The following is a 17,339-nucleotide window of genomic DNA, read 5'->3' as shown; positions in this document are numbered from 1 at the left end:
GGCGCGGCGGCTATCCGCCTCAGCCATCCAGCGGCTTGTCGGAATCGCCCGACAGCAATTTCGGAAACAGCTCCTTGAAGGCGAACTTGTCGTCGCCCTTGGCGCGGTCGAAGCGCAGCACGACGTCAAAGCGGCTGCCGTCCCATTTGGTCGGCGGCGTGCCCTTGCTGACCGGAATTCGCGGAAGGATGTCGGAGATGATCGCTTTGTGCTCCCAGCACAGCAGCGCGGTGCCCTTCGATGCCAGCACGGCATCCATCAGATGCTTCTCGTCACCTTTGCCAAAACCTTCGTTCGGCGTCAGCTTGAGCCGCGCCGCCAGCGCCGAGATCGTCTCGGCGGGCCGGCTGCTCGGCGGCTGGTTGGTTTGCGTGCCGGGCGTCGCGGCATAGATCGTATCAGGCTTGGCGTAGTCGCCACTGGTGAGATCGGTGCCGAACAGCGCCGTCCAGGCGCCGGCGCGCTGCCAGCCGCGCAACACCAGCGACTCGGTATCGGAGAGGCCCTGCGCAGTGAAACCCGGCCCGGGCCAGGACTCACCGGGCTTTTCGGCATGACGGATGATGAAGAGGGTGAGCGCGTCCATGGCGAACCTCGCGGCAGAAGATCTGTTGCTGGAAACGGCGGCGGCGATGCTGACGCTACCACAGATTGCGGGCGCGCTTCATGAACCGCATCACAAAGTCCGGAAACTCGCGCGGTACTGCGCCGGCGACACGCCGAGCCGCTCGGTGAACACGATACGCATGCGGTCGGCCGAGCCGAAGCCGCAGTCGAACGCCACCGCCTTGAGCGGCCGGTCGCTGCCCTCGAGCAGCCGGCGCGCGGCATCGATCCGCGCGCGCTCGACGAATTCATGCGGGGTGATGCCGGCCTCCTGCGCGAAGGCGCGGCCGAAATTGCGCACGCTCATGCCGACGGCCTCGGCCAGCGACTGCAGCGTGTGGCGGTCGCCGACATGCTGCATGACATGGGCCTGCGCCCGCGCGATCGGCGAGCCCTCGTCGACCGGCGCGGTGAGATAGGGACTGAACTGCGACTGGCCGCCCTGGCGCTGCGCCACCACGACCAGCCGTTTTGCCACCGCCACCGCGACCTGCGGCCCGTGGCGTTCGGCGACCAGCGCGAGACCAAGATCGATGCCTGCGGTCACGCCCGCCGAGGTCATCAGCCTGCCGTCGCGAATATGGATGCGATCGAACATCACCTCGGCCGCCGGGAAGCGCGCCGCGAGCCGCTGCGCGTTCTGCCAATGCGTCGTGACCTTGTGGCCGTCGAGCAATCCGGCATGGCCGAGCGCGAAGGCACCGGTGCAGATCGAACCATAGAGTTCGGCGCGCTCCGGCGCCGCGCGCAGCCACTGCGTCAGTTCGGGATCGGGCTCGGCGTCGGGCAACCCCGGACCGCCGGCAACGAGCAGGATGTCGAAGCCCTCCCGCGCCTCATCGAAGCTGAGGTCGGCCGAGATCTTCATGCCGTTCGACGCGCGCAGCGGGTCGCGGCTGGCGCCGACCAGCACGGTCTCATAGCCATCGCCGGCCGCGACGAAGCCGTTGGTTTCGGCAAAGACGTCGACGGGACCTGCGACATCGAGCGCCTGCACCCCTTCGTGAATCGCGATCGCGACTTTCTGAACCGCCATATCCCTTCCCTGTTCCGCTGGCGCGAAACGACGTGCGGTTGTCGCGATCCGGCGGCGCAGCATTGTTGCGGCCAGCGGCCAAAACCGGCGACAACATCGCCAACGGATCGCGCCGCGAGGCAATCCGAACACACCGTAAGGACGAGCGCCGGGCCTCGCGTGTTCGCACGCCACGGCATCGTCTTGCCACATCGAGGAGCGTCTTGAAATGACCGAGATCATCGCCGGCATTCGCATTCCCGACAGCGCCATGGCGCGTGCCGCCACCCAGCTGGTCCGCGATACCGAAGACGACCTGCTCTACAATCACAGCCGCCGCGTCTTCCTGTGGGGCGCGCTGACCGGCAACCGCCGCGGACTGAAATACGATTCCGAGCTGCTCTATATCGGCGCAATGTTTCACGACATGGGCCTGACCGCGGCGCATGCCAGCCCCGATTTGCGCTTCGAGGTCGACGGCGCCAACGCCGCGCGCGACTTCCTCAAGGGCTACGGCGTGGCGGAGCGCGACATCGAAGACGTCTGGACCGCGATCGCGCTGCACACCACGCCCGGCGTCCCCGAGCACATGCGCCCGACCATCGCGCTGGTGACCGCGGGTGTCGAGATGGACGTGCTCGGCATCGCCTATGACGACTTTTCGCGCGAGCACCGCGATCACGTCTGCGCGCATCATCCGCGCGAGGCGAACTTCAAGGAAAACATCATCGATCATTTCGCCGCCGGCATCATCAGGAAGCCGCAGACCACCTTCGGCAACGTCAAGGCCGACGTGCTGGCGCTGAAGGACCCGAGCTTCAAGCGCACCAATTTCTGCTCGATCATCCTCGGCTCGAAATGGCCGGGCTGAGACGGCAGTTGTACAACCGTGCCGTCAGCGGCGACCGGCGGGACCGAGATCCGGTCCCGGATCGCGGCCGGCGGCTACCAGTGCGAGCCGGTCGATATAGTGCGCCCATCCCTCGTTATGGCTGGCGCACTGCGCCGCATTGGGCAGGCCGCTATGGGTCATGCGCAGCAAGGTGCCGTTGTCCTTGTCGACCAGGTCGATCTCGATCAGGCTCGATCCGGGCGGCACCTCCTCGCTGCCCTCCCAGCCAAAGCTGTATGCGAGGCGATGCACCGGCACGACCTCGCGGAACGTGCCGCGCGCGGCGCGCGTGCGTTCCTTGTTGAGGCTGAGAAAATAAAGCCCGCCGGGCTGCGGCTCGGTCGCCGCTTCCAGTCCCATCCAGGCGATGATCTTCTGCGGATCGGTCAGGAACGCGAACACGGTCGCGGGCGGAGCTGCGATCTGCATCTCGCGTTGAACGACGAAGGCTTCGGTCATCGATCCATCCTCCATTGGCGGCGGGGTTGCAGGGATAGTGCGTGACAACGGCGGGGCGTCAACCCCATGATGGGCGATGCATCTGTCTTCGACGCTGAGCTGGCTGGTCGACGCCGCCGCCGAGACCGCGGGCGCCAACCGGCTGCTGGCGGAGCTCGGCGCACATCTGGTTGCGGACGGCCTGCCGCTTGCCGGCGGCGCGTTGACGCTCGAGGTTCCGCACCCCCTGATCGCCAGGCGCACCTGGCTGTGGCGCGCCGGTGATGGCGAGGTGATCGAGGCGCTCGGCTTCGCGCCGGAGCAGCCGTTTGCCATGCCCGACATGGTGGGATCCGCGGACGCCGGCCGGCGCTGGCTCAGCGGCCTTGCGCCCGGTCCCGTGCATGAGGACACGATCGGATCGCGGGTCGACGGCCCGACGCTGGGCTGGATCGGAACTCGCCCTTTCACCGCGGATGAAGCCGATCAGCTGCGCCAAGCGGCGCGGTTCGCCGCGGCGCCGCTGGCCGCGCTTGCTTCGCGCGCGACCTTGATGGCGGCGCTCGAGGCCTATCTCGGCCGCCGCAGCGCGGCACGCGTGCTGGCCTCGCCGCTGCGCCGCAACACCGGGGAGACCATCCGGGCGGCGCTGCTGTTCGCCGATTTGCGCGGCTTCACCGCGCTCTCCGAGCACCATCCGCCCGCGGAGGTGATCGCGGCACTCGACGCCTGGTTCGACCGCATTGCCGGCGCGATCCACGCCTTCGGCGGCGAGGTGCTGAAATTCATCGGCGACGGTCTGCTCGCGATCTTTCCAGTTACCGACGCTCCCCGCGCCGCCTGCGAGGCGGCGCTGCGGGCGGTGGCGGCGGCGCGGGTCGGGATGGCGCATCTCGACGCCGGGCGCCGCAAGCAGGGCCAGCCGCCGCTGGCGTTCGGCGCAGCGCTGCATCTCGGCGAGGTGCATTGGGGCAATATCGGCGCCGCCGATCGTCTCGACTTCACCGCGATCGGCTCGGCGGTCAATCTGGTCAGCCGGCTCGAGGGGCTGTGCAAGCCGCTGGAGCAGACCGTGCTGGTGTCCGGCGCGCTGGCCGCCGAAGTCGACATGCCGCTGGTCGCGCTCGGCAGCTATGAGCTGCGCGGCATCGCACAGCCCTGCGCGGTGTTCGCGCTGCCAGATTGAAATGGTCATCGGACCAGCCGCAGCCACGGCGCCAGATGGAAGGCGCTCATCAGAGCGTACATCGGCACCATGCCGCCCAGCGAGAACGGCTCCGCCATGCCGATGCACAGCACGTCGGCCGGCGCGGCTGCCGCGATCATCGCCATCAGGGCGAAGGTCGGCGCCGCCGTCAGCGACAGATAGTGCGCCATCGTGCGGGCGAAGCCGCCGAACCCCGCGGAAAACTCCGGCTTGCTGGTTCCGATTGTCTCGCAGCTCATGATTCACTCTCCCATGCTGGTCCACTGTCATGTGCTAGGTTAGAACCGGACCTCGGAGGGCGAGAGTGACAAGTGTGTCGGGATTTGCATGGACTCGCTGATCACGGCAGCGGCGCTCGCGCTCGCGGCGGGTGATCCCCTCGGCGCACTGAAACGGGTGGCCCTGCGCGACGATGCGCCGGCGCTGGCGCTGCGCGGCATCGCGATGGCGCGGCTCGGCGACTTCGTCCGCGCCAAGGACCTGCTGCGCCGCGCCGGCCGCGCCTTCGGCCCGAAGGAGGCGGTTGCACGGGCGCGCTGCGTCGTCGCCGAGGCCGAGATCGCGCTGGTGTCGCGCGATTTGTCGTTTCCCAAGCGCGCGCTCGCCACGGCACGGGCGACCCTCGATTCGCATGGCGATGCGCTCAACGCCGCACACGCCGGCTATCTCGAAATCCGCCGCCTGCTGCTGATCGGAAGCCTGGATGAGGCCGAGCGCATGCTCAGCGGTCTCGACCCCTCGCCTTTGCCGCCGGCGCTGCGGGTCGGTCATGAGCTGGTCGTCGCCGGCATCGCGATGCGGCGGCTGCGAGTAAAGCCGGCGCGCGAGGCGATCGCGCGGGCCGGCGATGCCGCACGCCGTACCGGCATCGCAGCGCTCGCAGCCGAGGTCGACAGCACCGCGCGCCTGCTGACGACGCCGGCGGCGCGGCTGATCGCGCGCGGCAGCGAGCGTTCGTTGCTGCTCGAGGAGGTCGAGGCGCTGATGGGCTCGAAGGCGCTGGTGGTGGATGCCTGCCGCTACGTCGTGCGCGATGTCAGCACGACCATCGCGCTGACGACGCGGCCGGTGCTGTTCGCGCTGGCGCGGGCGCTGGGCGAAGCCTGGCCGAACGACGTCTCGCGCGCAAAATTGATCGCGCGGGCGTTTCGCGGCAAGCAGGCCGATGAATCGCACCGCGCGCGGCTACGGGTCGAGATCGGCCGGCTGCGGCGGGCGCTGCGGCCGCTCGCCGAGCTCAGCGCGACGCCTGACGGTTTCGTGCTCAAGCCGCATGGCCGGCGCGAGGTGGCGGTGCTGGCGCTGCCGGTCGACGAGGAGCACGCCGAGGTGCTGGCCTTTCTCGCCGACGGCGAGGCCTGGTCGAGTTCGGCGCTGTCGGTTGCGCTCGGCGCGAGCCAGCGCACCGTGCAGCGCGCGCTCGATGCGTTGGCCGCCTCGGGCAAGGTGCAATCGGTCGGCCGCGCCCGCGCGCGGCGCTGGATGACGCCGCCGGTGGTCGGATTCACGACGACGTTGTTACTCCCTGCCCTGCTGCCGAACGGCTAGCATCAGGAAGCATTCAGAGCGTTTTCAAGCGAAGTGGATACCGGTTCGCGTGAAGAAAACGCGTCAAACAAAATTTCAGGAGCGGAGCATGAAGACGTCAGAAGCCGAGATCATCCGGGAATACGGCCCGTTCGACGGCGTGGAGCGCGTGGGCGGCGTCACCTTCGACGGCACGCAGGTGTGGTTTGCGGCCGGCGACCGCCTGATCGCGTTCGATCCCGATAGCGGCAAGACCACGCGCACCATCGACGTCGCGGCCCATGCCGGCACCGCCTTCGACGGCAAGCATCTCTATCAGATCGCCGAGGACCGCATCCAGAAGATCGATCCGAACAGCGGTCGCGTGGTGTCGACGATCCCCGCCCCCGGCGGCGGACGCGATTCCGGCCTCGCCTGGGCCGAAGGCGCGCTGTGGGTCGGCGAGTATCGCGACCGCAAGATTTTGCAGATCGATCCCGAGACCGGCGCGATCCTGCGCACCATCGAGAGCAACCGCTTCGTCACCGGCGTCAGCTGGGTCGACGGCGAGCTCTGGCACGCCACCTGGGAAGACGACAAAAGCGACGTGCGGCGCATCGATCCGCAAACCGGCGACGTGCTCGAACGGCTCGAAATGCCGGAAGGCAAGTTCGTCTCCGGCCTCGAGTCCGACGGCGCCGACCGGTTCTTCTGCGGCACCGGATCCACCGGCAACAAGGTGCGCGCGATCCGCCGGCCGAAGCGCGGCGCCCGCAAGTGACGCCGCGCCTCAGCAAACGCTACGCCGGCGCAGGCACGGCCGTGGGCCGCGCCGCCGGCATCGGGCGGAACGTCATCATGATCAGGAAGGCGCCGATGCCGACCGCCCAAGAGCCGACATAGAGCCAAGTGTAGCTGGCGAAGGTGTCGTAGATCAGGCCACCGGCCAACGGTCCGGTCGCCATGCCGAGGCTGCCGGCCATCGCGGTGCCGCCGATCACGGTTCCCATCATCCGCAGCGGAAAGTTCTCGCGCACCAGCACCGAGTAGAGCGGCATGGTGCCGGCATAAATGAAGCCGAACACCGCCGCCACCGCATAGAATGCGGCAAGTTCGCGCACGAAGGCGTAGCCGAGCGCACCGAACGCCTGCGCCAGCAGACCAAGCACCAGCACGCGCTTGGCACCGAAGCGGTCGCCGAGCAGGCCGAAGGCAATGCGGCCGCCCATGCCGGCGAGCCCCTCGACGCTGTAGATCGTCACCGCCGCGACCATCGGAATGCCGCAGGTGATGGCGTAGCTGACGGTGTGGATGATCGGGCCCGAATGGGTGGCGCAGCAGAAGAAATTGGTCGCGATCAGGATGATGAATTGCGGCGAGCGCAGCGCCTGCGCCAGCGTCATCGCCGGCTCACCGTTCTCGGACGCCGCTGCGGCCTGCGCGTCGGCCAACGCCGGCGGCCGGCGCACCAAGAGCGACACCGGGATCATGATCGCGCCGACGACGCCGGAGACGATCAGCATTGCGGTCCGCCAATCATGGTTTGAGATCAGCCAGGCGGCGAGCGGCGACATCGTCATCGGCGCCATGCCCATGCCCGCCGACACCAGCGAGACGGCAAGGCTGCGGTGGGTGTCGAACCAGCCGGTGACGCAGGCCATCATCGGGGCGAAGATCGCCGCGGTGGCGGCCCCGACCAGCCCGCCGAACACGAATTGAAACGCCACCAGCGAGGTCGTCTGGCTCGCCAACGCGAGACTCGCCGCCAGCACGACCGAGCCGGTCAGCACCACCGGCAGCGGTCCGAACCGGTCGGACAGCGTACCCCAGATCATGCTGGTGAAGGCCATCGCGAGAAAACCGATCGTCATCGCGCTGGAGATGCCGGTCACCGACCAGCCGGTCTCCTTGGCCATCGGCTGGAGGAACACCGGCAGTGAAAACATGCCGCCAATCGCGACGCAGCCGAGCAGGCCGCCGGCCGCGACGATCACCCAGCGATAGGTCGAATTCGTCATTTCCTACTCCCATGCAGTTCGTTCTGGGGAGAAGACGAGCGGGGTGAAGCGGAACCGACAGCCGGTTTTGGTTTCCGCTCACTTTTTTGCGAGCATTGCCGCGGGCGTCGGCAGCCGTCGCAGGGGCGTGAGGCCAAATGCCGAAAAACAACCCCATGCAAAGTAGCCCGCCGGCAACTCAGCGGTATTATTCTACTATCCCGAAATCACGCTACCCCTCTCTTCCCCGCAAGCGGGCGAAGTCCGCGGCCTGCCGGTCAGCCAAGAATCTAGCGGTCGGCCGGCTTGCAGCCGGGCTGCGGCGTGATCGCGCCGAGCGCGCGGACCTGGACGAGATCCGTGCCCTCTGTCTTTGCGATGAACATGCTCATCGCCACGTGATGATCGTGGCCGATCGTCGCCGGGCCGGTCGGCGACGGAATGGCGAGGCCCGCCATGGCGTCGATGATCGCCTCCTTGTCGAGCTTGCCGGCCTTCTCGGCCGCCGCCTTGAGCGCGATCAGGGTGTTGTAGTGCGTCATCACATAGTTCGACACCGCGACGTCGGGCCCCGCCGCGGCGCGGGCCCTTGCGACAAACGCCTTGACGGCGGGATCTTCGCTCGCCGCGACCGCCGGCACCACGGCGACCATGTTCTGGCCCTTGCCGCGGAAAATGCCGAGATCGACCTCCGACAATCCGAGGAAGGCGACCGTGATGTCCTTCAGCAGTCCCGCATCGTCGGCCTGGCGGATGAAATCCATGCCGTCGCCCTTCAGCGCAAACAGCAGCACCTTGGCCTTGCTCGCCGCGACGTCCTTGATGATCGGCGAGAAGTCAGTCTCGGTCCCCAGCGTATATTTGGTGCCGACCACCTTGCCGCCGAGCTGCTCGATCAGCGGCTGCGCGATGTCGAACATCTGGTGCGGCCAGACCCGGTCGGCGCCGAGCTGGAAATAGCTGTTGCCGAAAGTCTGGGTCATGTAGGGCAACAATTGCCCGAGCTCCTGGTTCGGCACCGCGCCGAACGCGAACAGATAGCGGCTGCATTTGCCGCCCTCGTAATTGGTGGCGTAGAGCAGCGGCGTCTTGAAACTTTCGGCGAGCGGCACCAGCGCATTCAGATTGCGCGAGGTGATCGGACCGACCACCGCCAGCGCGCCATCCTTTTCGACCAGCGACCGCATCGCGTCCGCTGCGGCATCGGGGTTGGTCTTGTCGTCGGCATAGATCAGTTTGACCGGCCGGCCCAAAATGCCGCCGGCCGCGTTGATCTCGGCCGCGGCGAGATCGAGCCCAAGTTTTGCCTGCTGGCCATAAAGCTCGACGCCGCCGGAGAACGGCAGGACGGCACCGATGCGGATCGGCTCGGCCGGTTCGGCGGCGACGGAAGGGCGAACGGCCGCGAAACAGAGCAGCAGCGCGAACATGAAACAGCAAATCGATCGGCGCCGCATGCGCGTCTTCCTTTCGGTTCGTCAGATCGGACGAACGGTATGGCCCAGCATCTCGTGGACGTCGTAGCTCATGATCGCCAGCAGAGCCGCAAGCCCCAGATAGGCAGCACCATATTCGAGCTTGGTCTGCAGGGGCACGCCATAATAGGCGACGTTCTCGGGAGCGTGCGGATCGTACCGCCAGGCCTGAATGAGCTGCGGCACCGCCAGAATCGCCACGATCAAAAGCATCGGGCTCGGCCGGTAGAGCATCAGGGCCAGCAGGATCGGCACACCGGCGAACCAGATCCGCGGGCTGAGCACCGCCGTCACCCTGCCGCCGTCGAGTGGCGAGATCGGCAGCAGGTTGAACAGATTGAGGAACAGGCCCGAATAGGCGATCGCGAGCAGGAGCCCGCTGTCCACCGACCTCGCCCACCAATACACCGCCAGCGCGGCGATCGTCCCGACCACCGGACCTGCGATCGCGACATAGGCCTCGGTCTCGACATCCGCCGGCCGCTCCTTCAGCGCGATGAAGGCGCCCATGAAGGGGATGAAGGCCGGCGCCCCGACATCGAGGCCGCGCTGCCGTGCCGCGACGTAGTGGCCCATCTCATGCGCAAACAGCAGCGCAATGAAGCCCGCCGCGTAGCGCCAGCCCCATATCGTCGCGTAGAGCGCCAGCGACAGCAGCATGCTGCCGCCAGTGGTGGCGAGCTTGCCCCATTTCAGGCCGGAGAGCAGCAGAACCAGTAAGGCCTTCACGCCGGGCCACCGCCGGGATCGACGCGCGGCTTGCGGCGAAAGAACTTCATCAGGCCGGCGCCGACCGCCGCCGCCCCGAGCAGGAACACCTTGGCGAACTTCAGCACGAAGGCGATCACGATCGCGAACAGGCCGAGCTTCTTGGCGGCAACGCCACCGATCAGCGCGGCAAGGCCGTAGGCGGCGACGCGATCCGTGCTGGCGCTGAAGTCCTCGTAGCGCTTGCCGCCGTTATAGGAGAGATCGCCAAGCAGCTCTTGCGCGACCGGCTTCTCAGCGGCAATGCGGTCGGACGCCGACAGCAGGTTCAGGCTGAAATAGCCGTCGCGTCCCAGCGCGTAGGTGTTGAAATTGACCACCCTGGGCTCGTTTTCCGGCCGGCCCTTGTTCTTGCCCAGCATCGACCAAACCAGGCGATGGTTTGCAGCATCATAGGCCGGCGGCTGGATCCAACCGATCACCTCGAGCTCGGCAAAGCCGCGTGCAACACGATCCTTGTTGGCTTCTTCCATCCCCTCCTTGATGTTGCTCAGGAGCTCGTCGGCGTTCCAGTTCTTGGCGTCGTCATCCTTGATGTAGCCTTCCTTGACGTAGCGGATCACGACCATCCACTCGTCGTTCTGACGTGTTCCAACCACCAGGCCAATGAAGGTCGCATCGTGGACGACGTTGCCGAGCGCCCGCAACACGCGCGTTCCCTCCGCCTTCGGCACAAAGAAATAGTTCGCCGGCAGCTTGAGATGGGCCTGGTCGATCAGCGTGACGTCCGCAGGTCCCGCGGTGCCGGCCTGGCTGGCAGCCTGCCAGGCGGCCGTCAGCTCCGCCATTCGCGCGGCTTCACTCGGCGGCGACGACTGGGCGAATGCCGATGGCGGCACCAACAGGGCCGCCAGCATGACGGCCGCAATGAAAAATACCTTTCGCACCGGCACCCTCGCAAAAGCGGAAATGAATCGAACGATTCTCGGCAACAACCTTAAATAGCAGTATTGACCGATCAATTACACGGCATATCGCAGTTTTTCCCAAGGCATCAATCATGCGGAAAGGTTGTTCCGGTGCCCCCGCACCGGGCGGAATTGTCGTGCACACGAGCATTCCCCGGCGCGATCGCCAGAGCTGCTCATCCATCCCTGCTTGACATTCAGAGGTTGCAGGCGTATGTCGGCGGCCCTCGCGAACCCGATACTCGCGAATGAATGCGAGCGAACCGATGAGACTGAACCCGCAACAGCACGAATACGAACGGATCGGCGGACTATCGATTTGTCTGCGTCCGAACGTCCATGCACGCCCGGTTGATGGGAGCGGTCTCGCTTAAGCGGATCGAACATCCGTATCCACGGACCCTCCCGAGCCCAGCCGCTTCGGAGGGTTTTTTGTTGCCCCCGCGCGGCCAGGTCGACTTTGCGGCGAACACGATCTGGAACAGACTGCAAGGGCCGCCCATCGCTCTTGCAGTTGCAGCAGGAAACAAGACGATGCGAAGACCTGATCCCTACCAGGAGCGCGCCCGCGAACTCTGCCTCGCCGCGGGCATCGATCCGGATTCCCGGGTCGGCGAAGGCCGTGGCCAGCCGGCCTGGTGCCTGTATCGCGATGCCGCCCGCAAGGAGCAGCTCGCGCGCGAAACCGAGGCGGCCTCAGCCGAGATCGCGATGCTGCGTCCGCAGGAAGAGCGCTTCAAGAACGCGCCGCTCAAGGTGTTCGGCGAGCATGACGATGCGACCATCGCGCAGATGCGTAACTGCATGGCGGTCGGCAACGTCGTGTCCGGCGTGATCTGCGCGGACGGCCATCTCGGCTACGCCCAGCCGGTCGGCGGCGTGATCGCCTACGAGAAGCAGATCAGCATCTCCGGCGTCGGCTTCGACATCGGCTGCGGCAACATGGCGGCGCGGCTCGACGTGCGCTTCGACGACATCGCGGCGACGGTTCCGACCATCATCCGGGACGTGGCCAAGGTGATCTCGTTCGGCATCGGCCGAAAGAATGTCGAGAAGGTCGAGCACACGCTGTTCGACGATGGCGATGCCTGGCGCGAAAGCGACATGGAGGCGTACCGGCAGAAGGCGGTCGGCCAGCTCGGCACTGTCGGCTCCGGCAACCACTATGTCGACCTGATGCGCGACGAGGCCGGCTTCGTCTGGATCGGCGTCCACTTCGGCAGCCGCGGGCTCGGCCACACCAGCGCGACCCGCTACCTCAAGGCGGCCGGGGGCAAGGACGGCATGAACGTCCCGCCCGCGATCGTCGACGAGGACTCCGAGCTCGGGCGCCGCTACATCGCCGCGATGCAGCTCGCCGGGCGCTATGCCTATGCGGGCCGCGAGTGGGTCGTGGAGCGGGTGCGCCAGATCATCGGCGGCAAGCTCACCGACGCCGTGCACAACCACCACAACTACGCCTGGCGTGAAACCCATGGCGGGAAGGATCTGTGGGTGGTGCGCAAGGGCGCGACGCCGGCCTTCCCCGGTCAGCGGGGATTTGTCGGCGGATCGATGGGCGATGACGCCGTCATTCTCGAGGGCGTCGACAGTCCGGAGGCCAAGGCCTCGCTCTACTCGACCGTGCACGGCGCCGGGCGGCTGTTCGGCCGCAAGGAAGCCAAGCGCCGCTTCACGCGTGAGGAGATGGACCGCTGGCTGAACGAGCGCGGCGTCACGCTGGTTGGCGCCGATCTCGATGAAAGCCCGATGGCCTATCGGCGCCTGCCCGACGTGCTCGCCCGGCACGCCGGCACGGTGAAGGTGCTGCACACGCTGCGGCCGTTCGCGGTGGCGATGGCGGGTGAAGGCGAGTTCGATCCGTTCAAGGACTAGAACGGGATGAAGTTAGGTCGAATCGGATTGACCGCGGGCTCGGTCCACCTCTCCCCGACGGGGAGGGGTCGATTTGCGCAGCAAATCGGGTGAGGGGCCGCAGCTCTAATGAGAGACCTTGACCCCTCACCCGGCGCTACGCGCCGACCTCTCCCAAGGGAGAGGTGAACCTTCGCTGCCGCTCCAACCTAACCTAATGTCATCATGCTCTAGGCGAGGCGTACGCGCCTCGCCGCCTCCTCTCAACTCAAGGACACTTGATTGCAAAACCGCTTCGTCCTGATCTCGGGCTGCTCCGGCGGCGGCAAGTCGACGCTGCTGGCCGAACTGCGCGCACGCGGCTATCGCGTTGTGGAGGAGCCGGGCCGGCGCATCATCGCCGATGAACTGGCGTCGGGTGGCAAGGCCATGCCCTGGATCGATCCTGCGGCTTTCCTGCGTCGCGCCATCGACGTCGCGTTGGGCGACATGGGCTCGGCCAAGGCGCACTCCGGATGGGTGTTCTTCGATCGCGGCCTGGTCGATGCCGCCTCCGCGCTGGAGGCGTTGACGGGCGAGCCGGTGCTGCGGCCGCTGTGCGCGACGCGCTACCACAGGCGCGTGTTCATGGCGCCGCCATGGCCCGCCGGCACGGTTTCGAGACGGCGCCCGCCGAGTATCAGCGGCTGATGGAGACGCTGCCGGCGCTCGGCTACGATGTCATCAGCCTGCCGAAGACGTCGCCCTCAGCGCGCGCAGACTTCGTGCTGGCCACCCTCGCGGGCAACGGCACGCCGCCGCCCTGATCGAACCATTACTCCGCGGCCTCACGCTGCGGGACGCCCGCCTCGACGTCGAGCTGCAGGATGTCGTTGAAACGGTTGAAGGCGCCGCACAGCGCGATCCGCCAGGTCAGCTCGACGATCTGCGCTTCCGAAAAATGCTCGCGCAGGCGCGCAAAAATTTCGTCGCGCGTCTTGTTCCAGTTGTTGGTGACGGCGATCGCATATTCGACCACGAGCTTGTCGAGCGCATCGAGCTCGGGGTGATCCTTGTAGTCGAGCAGGCGCTCGGCACCCTCCTCCGAGACGCCCTGCACCGCGAGTTTCGGCGCATGGTGCGACACGCAGTAATCACATTTGTTGAGCAGCGACACCGTCACCAGCGCGAGCTCGAGATGCCGCTTCGACAGCACGGCCTCGTCGGCGAGATCGACCAGCAGCGACCACGTGTGCTTGAAGATCGGCGGACGCTGCGCCATCACGCCGGCCTGGTTCTCGAATGCGCCATAGGTCGTCATCTTGTCCCACAGCGGCTGCAGGTCGGATGACAGGTCGGCTCTCGTCTTGATCGACACGCGTGACATTGATTTCACCCTGGAACGGAATTGAACTGACCGAGCCTGCCCTCGTCGGCGATCCGGAGCAAGCAACCTGCGGTCCTACTTCGTTGCGCCCTGCGTGTTGCGCAAGAGATTGTCGCGCAGCCGGGCGACGCTCTTCTGCACCACCGGAAACTCGTCGCCGAGCCCGGTGGCGTCCCGCAGGGAGCCACCGAGATCCTGCTCGAGCAGGCGCCGCCCGGCCGGCGTCAGGGAGACCCGCACCTGCCGCTCGTCGGCGGGATCGCGGGCGCGGCGGATGTAGCCCGACTGCTCCAGCTTCTTGAGGATCGGCGTCAACGTATTGGATTCCAGGAACAGTTTTTCGCCGAGTTCGCTGACGGTCTGGTCGTCGGCCTCCGACAGCGCGATCATTGCGATGTACTGGGTGTAGGTCAGTCCGACCTTGTCCAGGATCGGCTTGTAGGCGCGGCCGAACGCCAGATTGGCGGAATAGACCGCAAAGCACAGGAAATTCGAGAGTTTTCGGCCTTTGGGATCGGTCTTCTGGGGGCGGGTCACGGGCGTCTCCGGAGTTTGTGAAGTCTGGGGCAATATAAATCGTATCCGATTAAATCGGAAGTGCTTGACAGCGCCTGTCGACCGGATTATTTCACAGCGCATCCGATTAGATCGGATACGATCTATCTTCATCAAAAAGGAGCTCGCCATGACCGCCACCGCAAAAGTTCTCGTCACCGGAAAGACCCACGTCACCGCCGGCCCGAACGGCGCCGCCCGTTCGCAAGACGGCTTCGTCGACGTCAAGCTGGCGCAGCCGCACCCGGCCGCCGAAAACCTGTTCGGCGCCGCCTGGTCGGCCTGCTACATCGGCGCGATCCAGCTCGCCGCCGGCCAGCGCAAGGTGAAGCTGCCGAGCGAGCCCGAGGTCGACGCCGAGATCGATCTGAACCAGGCCGGCAGCGCCTACTTCCTGAGCGCGCGCCTCAACGTCCGCGTCCCCGGCGTCGACCGCGCGGTGGCGCAGGAGCTGATCGAGGCCGCGCACGGCATCTGCCCCTACTCCAAGGCGGTCCACGGCAACATCGACGTCACGACCACCCTCGTCTGAACCACGCGACGACTTACGACACCAAACCCGTGCTCCGATCCGGACCGGCCGCATCTCGGCCCGGTCCGCGATCGGGACAACCGAGGACATTCGAGATGACCAGTACGATGATGAAGGCAACGCGCGTCCTCGCAAGGGCGGGCGTAATTGTCGCAAGCCTCCTCACCATCCCCACCGCCGAGGCGCAGCAGCCGGCGGGCATCACGCGCACCGACCTGCAGCGTCACGAACTCAGCGCGCCTGGCCGTGAGGCGGTGCAGGTGCGTGTCGACATCGCGCCGGGCAAGGCGTTCGGCCGGCACAGCCATCCGGGCGAGGAGATCATCTATGTGCTCGCCGGCACCTTCGAATACACCGTCGAAGGCAGGCCGCCGGCGACGTTGAAGGCCGGCGACGTGCTGTTCATTCCTGCCGGGACGATCCATGCCGCGAAGAACGTCGGCAACGTCACCGCAAGCGAGCTTGCGACCTATATCGTCGAGAAGGACAAGCCGCTGCTGACGCTGGCGAAGTGAAGCGCCCTCGCCTCACTTCGTGCACTGCACGGTCTGACGCACCGGCCGCGCGTTGAAGATCGCAAAGCTGAGCGCGGCCATGATCCAGACGCCGACCCCGCCATAGAGCATCACCCAGCCGAAGCCGCTCGCCAGCGCCTGATGCACGATCTGACCCGGCAGGTCCGGCGCGGAGGCGAGGTCGCCGGCCGCGACCCGTTCGGCAATCCGGCGCAGCTGCGCAAGGTCGAAGCCCGGCAGCACCGATTTGAGATGCGCCAGCACGCCGCTCGCCAGGATGAATCCCATCAGCGCGATGTTGACCGCAAGCGAAACCATCCGCGCGCTCATGTCGATGCCCGACGCCATGCCGGCGCGGTCGCTCGAGACCGAGCCCGTCGTGGTGTTGGTCACCGGCGTGTTGGTGATGCCAAGGCCAATGCCGGCGATCAGGCAGCCCGGCAGCATGGTCGCCCAATCCGGCTGTGCCGTGGCGCTGCCGAACTTCATCAACAGAAAGCCGGCGCCGATCGTGAACAGTCCGGCCGGAATGATGAGCCCCGGCTGGTAACGCAGCGACAGCCGCTCGGCGAACGGCGGCATCACCAAGGTCGGCAGCGTGTAGGCGAGCAGCGCCAGGCCGGCGGAGACGCTGTCATAGCCGAGGCCGGCGTGAAACCAGATCGGCAGATAGATCATGAACGGCCAGTAGCTGAGGTTCATCGCGGCCGAGCCGACGATCGCGCCGGAGAAGGCGGAAATCCGGAACACCGAGAAGTCGAACATCGGCCGCCGGCTGACTTTCTCGGCGACCAGGAACGCGATAAAACTCGCGGCGGAAACGCCGAGGATCGCAAGCCCCCTCACGCTGGCAAAGCCGAGGTCCGGCCCTTGCGTGATGTAGAAGGCAAGGCAGAACACCGCGAGCGACATCGTCACGATGCCGGCGACGTCGAGCGAGCTCGCCTTCGGGTCGCTGGATTCGTGCACGCCGCCGATCGTCAGCGCGAAGGCCACCGCCGCGAACAGCACATGGACCAGGAACACCCATTCCCAGCTCGCGACCGCGACCACCGCGCCGCCGATGATCGGCCCGAACCCGAGGCCGATGCCGAAGATCACGCCCCACCAGCCCCAGGCTGTGGCGCGCAGCCGCCCGCCCTGGAATTCATGCGAGAGCACCGCGATCTGGCAGATCAACAGCGCGCCGCCGCTTAGCCCCTGCAGGAAGCGGGCGATGATCAGCGTCTCGACATCGCGCGCAATGCCGCACAAGAGCGAGGTGATCCCGAATGCCGCGATGGCGACGAGGAACACGCGCTTGCGGCCAAAGCGGTCCGCCACCGTTCCGATCGCCATCAGCACCGTGGTGACGGCGATGGTGTAGGCGTTCATGATCCACTGCAAATCCTTGAAGTCGGCATGCAATACCCGCTCCAGCGTCGGCAGGATCGCGGGGATGCTGGAAATCTCCAACCCAAACATCAGACACGCAAGACAGACGGCGGACAGCACGACGGCGCCGCGACGGCTCAGCTCAGTTGACATGGTTCGGCCTTTTGCTGTGGCAAGCCGACGGCATACCGCACGCTGTTGCCAGGGTGCTGGCAGCAGCGTTGGTGTGGTCGACTCACGATGTATTGAGGCTGCGTTGCCAGGAATCGGGTGGACGATCGGGTGGACCGATCGGGTGGCCGCAGCGCTTCACCATGCAAGCTAGTCGCGG

At 66.5% G+C, this 17,339-nt stretch carries 19 protein-coding genes and 1 pseudogene; 8 read left to right on the top strand and 12 right to left on the bottom strand.

Translation table 11 applies throughout. From position 1 onward, the window contains the following. Window positions 1–19: 19 nt before the first annotated feature. Together XH93_RS18945 and XH93_RS18940 are read right to left on the bottom strand one after the other, a co-directional pair. A complete protein-coding gene (locus XH93_RS18945) occupies window positions 20–586 on the bottom strand; it encodes a histidine phosphatase family protein (RefSeq protein WP_194474718.1) in 567 nt (188 codons plus the stop codon). 90 nt (window positions 587–676) lie between these two features. Beyond that, window positions 677–1,642, bottom strand: coding sequence for a GlxA family transcriptional regulator (locus XH93_RS18940; RefSeq protein WP_194474717.1), 966 nt, complete (start codon window positions 1,640–1,642; stop codon window positions 677–679). A 208-nt stretch (window positions 1,643–1,850) separates the two neighbouring features. Between XH93_RS18940 and XH93_RS18935 the strand changes: the two genes are divergently transcribed. Then, window positions 1,851–2,492 carry an HD domain-containing protein gene (locus tag XH93_RS18935; protein WP_194474716.1) on the top strand — a complete coding sequence of 214 codons (642 nt, stop codon included), beginning with the start codon at window positions 1,851–1,853 and terminating at the stop codon, window positions 2,490–2,492. Between the two features lie 24 nt (window positions 2,493–2,516). Here the strand turns inward: XH93_RS18935 and XH93_RS18930 are convergent, their stop codons facing one another. After that, window positions 2,517–2,972 carry an SRPBCC domain-containing protein gene (locus tag XH93_RS18930; RefSeq protein ID WP_139483037.1) on the bottom strand — a complete coding sequence of 152 codons (456 nt, stop codon included), beginning with the start codon at window positions 2,970–2,972 and terminating at the stop codon, window positions 2,517–2,519. A gap of 76 nt (window positions 2,973–3,048) precedes the next feature. Between XH93_RS18930 and XH93_RS18925 the strand changes: the two genes are divergently transcribed. Further along, window positions 3,049–4,137 (top strand): adenylate/guanylate cyclase domain-containing protein, encoded by a 1,089-nt coding sequence (locus XH93_RS18925; RefSeq protein WP_194474715.1) that lies wholly within the window; start codon window positions 3,049–3,051, stop codon window positions 4,135–4,137. Window positions 4,138–4,142: 5 nt separating this feature from the next. Here XH93_RS18925 and XH93_RS18920 read toward each other — a convergent pair whose 3' ends face one another. Further along, window positions 4,143–4,397, bottom strand: coding sequence for a hypothetical protein (locus XH93_RS18920; RefSeq protein WP_194474714.1), 255 nt, complete (start codon window positions 4,395–4,397; stop codon window positions 4,143–4,145). A gap of 88 nt (window positions 4,398–4,485) precedes the next feature. On the opposite strand from XH93_RS18920, the gene XH93_RS18915 reads away from it, so the two are divergent. After that, a complete protein-coding gene (locus XH93_RS18915) occupies window positions 4,486–5,706 on the top strand; it encodes a helix-turn-helix domain-containing protein (RefSeq protein ID WP_194474713.1) in 1,221 nt (406 codons plus the stop codon). An 88-nt stretch (window positions 5,707–5,794) separates the two neighbouring features. After that, on the top strand, window positions 5,795–6,445 hold the full coding sequence (locus tag XH93_RS18910) for a glutaminyl-peptide cyclotransferase (protein WP_139861276.1): 651 nt from the start codon (window positions 5,795–5,797) through the stop codon (window positions 6,443–6,445). 19 nt (window positions 6,446–6,464) lie between these two features. Here XH93_RS18910 and XH93_RS18905 read toward each other — a convergent pair whose 3' ends face one another. The 5 genes from XH93_RS18905 to XH93_RS18885 form a co-directional block, all read right to left on the bottom strand. Further along, entirely contained in the window at window positions 6,465–7,682 is a 1,218-nt protein-coding gene (locus XH93_RS18905; protein WP_194474712.1) for an MFS transporter, read from the bottom strand. A gap of 269 nt (window positions 7,683–7,951) precedes the next feature. Then, window positions 7,952–9,118 carry a substrate-binding protein gene (locus tag XH93_RS18900; protein WP_194474711.1) on the bottom strand — a complete coding sequence of 389 codons (1,167 nt, stop codon included), beginning with the start codon at window positions 9,116–9,118 and terminating at the stop codon, window positions 7,952–7,954. Window positions 9,119–9,139: 21 nt separating this feature from the next. Further along, window positions 9,140–9,865, bottom strand: coding sequence for a site-2 protease family protein (locus XH93_RS18895; RefSeq protein WP_194474710.1), 726 nt, complete (start codon window positions 9,863–9,865; stop codon window positions 9,140–9,142). After that, window positions 9,862–10,692 carry a DUF2167 domain-containing protein gene (locus tag XH93_RS18890; RefSeq protein ID WP_246799664.1) on the bottom strand — a complete coding sequence of 277 codons (831 nt, stop codon included), beginning with the start codon at window positions 10,690–10,692 and terminating at the stop codon, window positions 9,862–9,864. Before XH93_RS18890 ends, XH93_RS18895 begins: the two co-directional genes overlap by 4 nt. A gap of 10 nt (window positions 10,693–10,702) precedes the next feature. Then, window positions 10,703–10,996, bottom strand: a complete 294-nt coding sequence (locus XH93_RS18885; RefSeq protein WP_194475556.1) for a hypothetical protein — start codon at window positions 10,994–10,996, stop codon at window positions 10,703–10,705. 350 nt (window positions 10,997–11,346) lie between these two features. On the opposite strand from XH93_RS18885, the gene XH93_RS18880 reads away from it, so the two are divergent. Beyond that, entirely contained in the window at window positions 11,347–12,687 is a 1,341-nt protein-coding gene (locus XH93_RS18880; RefSeq protein WP_194474709.1) for an RtcB family protein, read from the top strand. A gap of 261 nt (window positions 12,688–12,948) precedes the next feature. After that, window positions 12,949–13,472 (top strand): annotated as a pseudogene (locus XH93_RS18875) (AAA family ATPase). 8 nt (window positions 13,473–13,480) lie between these two features. Here the strand turns inward: XH93_RS18875 and XH93_RS18870 are convergent. Then, window positions 13,481–14,032, bottom strand: a complete 552-nt coding sequence (locus tag XH93_RS18870; RefSeq protein WP_194474708.1) for a carboxymuconolactone decarboxylase family protein — start codon at window positions 14,030–14,032, stop codon at window positions 13,481–13,483. Window positions 14,033–14,107: 75 nt separating this feature from the next. After that, the gene (locus tag XH93_RS18865; protein WP_246799663.1) at window positions 14,108–14,569 is read right to left on the bottom strand and encodes a MarR family winged helix-turn-helix transcriptional regulator; all 462 of its coding nucleotides are present in this window, start codon (window positions 14,567–14,569) and stop codon (window positions 14,108–14,110) included. A gap of 148 nt (window positions 14,570–14,717) precedes the next feature. On the opposite strand from XH93_RS18865, the gene XH93_RS18860 reads away from it, so the two are divergent. Next, a complete protein-coding gene (locus tag XH93_RS18860; protein ID WP_194474706.1) occupies window positions 14,718–15,119 on the top strand; it encodes an Ohr family peroxiredoxin in 402 nt (133 codons plus the stop codon). Between the two features lie 110 nt (window positions 15,120–15,229). Beyond that, window positions 15,230–15,634 (top strand): cupin domain-containing protein, encoded by a 405-nt coding sequence (locus tag XH93_RS18855; protein ID WP_194475226.1) that lies wholly within the window; start codon window positions 15,230–15,232, stop codon window positions 15,632–15,634. Window positions 15,635–15,646: 12 nt separating this feature from the next. Here XH93_RS18855 and XH93_RS18850 read toward each other — a convergent pair whose 3' ends face one another. After that, entirely contained in the window at window positions 15,647–17,161 is a 1,515-nt protein-coding gene (locus tag XH93_RS18850) for an MFS transporter (RefSeq protein WP_194474705.1), read from the bottom strand. Window positions 17,162–17,339: the final 178 nt, after the last annotated feature.

The organism is Bradyrhizobium sp. CCBAU 51753 (genome assembly GCF_015291565.1).
Classification (GTDB): Bacteria; Pseudomonadota; Alphaproteobacteria; order Rhizobiales; family Xanthobacteraceae; genus Bradyrhizobium; species Bradyrhizobium ivorense.
Note: the sequence above shows the minus strand (reverse complement) of the source record. Positions and strands in the feature narration are given on the sequence as shown.